5 protein-coding genes and 1 pseudogene are annotated in these 3,097 nt (G+C 60.2%); 1 reads left to right on the forward strand and 5 read right to left on the reverse strand.

All coding sequences use genetic code 11. The annotated features are described in order from the left end of the window. The 3 genes and pseudogenes from GIW04_RS29315 to GIW04_RS29325 all read right to left on the reverse strand — a co-directional run. Positions 1-392 (reverse strand): annotated as a pseudogene (locus tag GIW04_RS29315) (heavy metal sensor histidine kinase); the annotation flags it as partial. Continuing rightward, the gene (locus GIW04_RS29320) at positions 389-1,060 is read right to left on the reverse strand and encodes a heavy metal response regulator transcription factor (RefSeq protein ID WP_003192516.1); all 672 of its coding nucleotides are present in this window, start codon (positions 1,058-1,060) and stop codon (positions 389-391) included. The pseudogene GIW04_RS29315 and the gene GIW04_RS29320, both read right to left, overlap by 4 nt. A gap of 42 nt (positions 1,061-1,102) precedes the next feature. Next, positions 1,103-1,363, reverse strand: coding sequence for a DUF2790 domain-containing protein (locus GIW04_RS29325; protein ID WP_003192515.1), 261 nt, complete (start codon positions 1,361-1,363; stop codon positions 1,103-1,105). 196 nt (positions 1,364-1,559) lie between these two features. Between GIW04_RS29325 and GIW04_RS29330 the strand changes: the two genes are divergently transcribed. Then, complete coding sequence (locus GIW04_RS29330) at positions 1,560-2,264, forward strand: HAD family hydrolase (protein WP_120248912.1); 705 nt, start codon at positions 1,560-1,562, stop codon at positions 2,262-2,264. Here the strand turns inward: GIW04_RS29330 and GIW04_RS29335 are convergent. Further along, positions 2,226-2,522, reverse strand: a complete 297-nt coding sequence (locus GIW04_RS29335) for a hypothetical protein (RefSeq protein ID WP_014719136.1) — start codon at positions 2,520-2,522, stop codon at positions 2,226-2,228. The two genes, GIW04_RS29330 and GIW04_RS29335, sit on opposite strands and share 39 nt — an antisense overlap. Positions 2,523-2,620: 98 nt before the next feature. Beyond that, complete coding sequence (locus GIW04_RS29340; RefSeq protein WP_120248911.1) at positions 2,621-2,881, reverse strand: hypothetical protein; 261 nt, start codon at positions 2,879-2,881, stop codon at positions 2,621-2,623. Positions 2,882-3,097 lie beyond the last annotated feature (216 nt).

A 3,097-nucleotide genomic window follows, 5' to 3' on the forward strand; every position in this document is an offset into this window, starting at 1 on the left:
CCGTTCAGGCCGGGCAAATGTTGCACGTCGCTCAACATGAGCCGGTGATCCTTGGGCAGCGGCTGGATCGACGGCAGCGCAATGTTCCCCGGGTTCACCAGCAGCAGCGGCTGCTGGCCGGGTGCGGCGATACTCAGCACCGATTCACGGTTGCCCAACATGTTCTGGAACAGCTCTGGCTTGGTCTTGATCAGGTCCAAGGTATTGCTGTCGTTGAGCAAGTTGCGTAGCTGATCCACTCGGGATATCAGCGCGGCGTCATCGCGGCGGATCAGTTCGCGCTCCAGTTCCCGGTACAGCGCCACGCCCAGGGTTGCCAACAAGGCGAAGGCGAGCAGGGCGAAGATCAACGCCAGGCGCAGGGTCAGGGAGTAAGGGCGCTGGCGGCTCATGGCTGGGTATCGAAGCGGTAGCCAATGCCCCGCACGCTGTGGATCAGCTTGAGCTGGAACGGGTCGTCGATTTTCAGGCGCAGGCGCCGCACGGCGACGTCCACCACGTTGGTGTCGCTGTCGAAGTTCATGTCCCACACCCGCGAAGCAATCAGCGAGCGGGACAGCACCTGGTCCTGGTGCGTTGCGAACAGATGCAGCAGGGCGAACTCTTTGTTGGTCAGGGTAATGCGCGTGCCGGCGCGGGTCACCCGGCGCTTGAGTACGTCAATGTGCAGGTCGGCGATGTGCAGTTGCTCTTCATCCCGGCTCGGGCCGCGACGGTTGAGGGTGCGCAGGCGCGCCACCAGTTCGGCGAACGAAAAGGGCTTGATCAGGTAGTCATCGGCACCCAGCTCAAGGCCTTTGATGCGGTCGGCGATGTCATCGCGGGCGGTGAGGAACAACACCGGGGTATCGGCCTCTTTGCGCAGGCGGCGCAGCACTTCCCAGCCATCCATTTTCGGCATCATCACGTCGAGTACGATCACGTCGAACGGCGTCTCCAGGGCCTGGTGCAAACCGTCCACGCCATCGCGGGCCAGGCTTACGCAATGCCCCAGCTCCTGCAGGCCATTGAGCAGATAATTGCCGGCCTTGGGTTCGTCTTCGACTACAAGGATGTTCATGAGAAGTGCTCTGCTTCAATAAGTTGCGCCAGTGTAGCCCGATCAATTGTCATTGGTGCAACCGGTACCCTGGACTTGATAATCCAGCACGTGTACGCGGTCTTGGTGGTCCAGGTAGCGCAGTTGCGCCGGCACAACCCCGCATTGGCCGTAGGTGTCGGTGCTCGACAGCACCTTGGCGACATCCAGGTGGACGAAGAAGCCGGTTTTGTCGTGGATCACGTTGGCGGCAGGGGCGGCGTCGGCAGCGAATACCGAGCCAGTGACGAGCAAAGCGGTGAAGCCCAGGGCAATCAGTTTCATGGTGGTGTCTCACGTTTCGGGTTGGCTACCGGGTTGGCAGTGAGTTCACGGTAACCAGGCGACCCCAACAGCCAACCAACAGGAGCATGACAAGTTCGTCATTTTTGCCTCGGAACTGACGGGCCAGGTCTCGGCGTTTACAAGCGCCTAAGTGATCCGTAGATTGCAGGGGCCCAGCCCATGAGGAAACCGCGCAGTGTCCAGTCCAAATCCAAGTGTATTTAGCCGGCGTTACCGTGCCTTCCTGTTCGACATGGACGGGACTCTGCTCAACTCCATTGCCGCTGCGGAGCGCGTCTGGGGCATCTGGGCTGCACGGCACGGCTTGGATGTGGAAGCGTTCCTGCACACCATTCATGGGGCCCGCGCGATTGATACGATCACCCGCCAGGCGTTGCCGGGTGTCGATCCACAGGTAGAAGCCCAATGGATCACCGAGGCTGAGCTGCATGATGTCGAAGGCATCGTGGCGATTCCCGGTGCGGTGGCGTTTTTGGCGAGCCTGCCCGCCGATCAATGGGCGTTGGTCACCTCTGCGCCAAAAGCGTTGGCCGTGCGCCGGCTGCAAGCGGCGGGCATCCCTGTGCCGGCGGTACTGGTGACAGCCGAAGACGTGAAGACGGGTAAGCCTGATCCGGCGTGTTATGTGCTGGGAGCCCAGCGCCTGGGTGTGCCGGTGCAAGACTGCCTGGTGTTCGAGGACGCCACAGTGGGTATTCAGGCAGGGGAAGCGGCGGGAGCGGATATCATGGTGGTGACCTCGACACACATGGCGCCGATGGTGACTGCCCATGCTTGCATCGAGGAATATAGTGCGTTGAAAGCCGAGCGTGGGGCTGATGGCTTGCTGTCCTTAAGTCCGTTACCGGTCTCGGCCTTCCAGGCAGTCGAGGGAGTCTGATAGGGCCTGCAACCGGCTGTTTTTCATGCCTTGGCGCGACATCACCATTTCCCTGAGTATCTCGGTGGCGAGCTGGTTGATGGCCTCTGTACCGTGATAGTGCGCACGCACGATGCCGGTAATCGCGAAGTGATCGGTCTCTGGGCCGCTGAGCACGGCTGACAGGGTGCCGTCGGCATGCAGCGTGCACTCAACCCTGTAGCTCGGCAGGCGTTCTGCCAAGGCTTTTTCGATTTGGGATTTGTTGAGGGTGTCCATCTGCTTTTGCACCTTTGATTAGCTGCGCAACGCAAGCCCAATGATAGGTGGTGGTGCGGCGGTGTAAATACCGGCGATCCGATAACCGCTAAACGCCCTCAGCGTGCGGCTTTTTCATGGGCGCGATGAGCGGCGCGCTGACACAGCTTGCGCAAGATCACCTTCTGGATGGGCTTGAGGCAGAACACAAGCAGGTAGCCACAGAGTAGAAGCGCCAGATCCACCCAGGAATGGGTGTCGGGATCGGCCCCTTCAACTTCCATTCTCAGGCCACACCCGAGTGCCACGAAGGTCAATCCTATCAACAGGGCAATCATCCAGGATCTTGAAACAAGGGGTTGCGACGCGGCTGGCCTCATCGACGTGTTCCTGAAATGCACTCGGATGGCAGGATAAAGTGTCAGAAATTGGGCTGCCAATAGCGCGACAAGTTCCGGATGCCCTGACAGTTTCATCTTGCAGCGAAGGGAATGTTCAAGGCGCGCTGGTCACGCGGGGATACGCGAACAGGCCAATTGGGTTTTCGCCAGCCGTTACAGTGAACGAAAAGGCTGGCTACTGGAGGCGTTTCAAGG

The sequence above is a fragment of the Pseudomonas sp. PA-4-8C genome, from assembly GCF_021606625.1.
In the GTDB taxonomy this organism is placed as follows: Bacteria; Pseudomonadota; Gammaproteobacteria; order Pseudomonadales; family Pseudomonadaceae; genus Aquipseudomonas; species Aquipseudomonas lactis.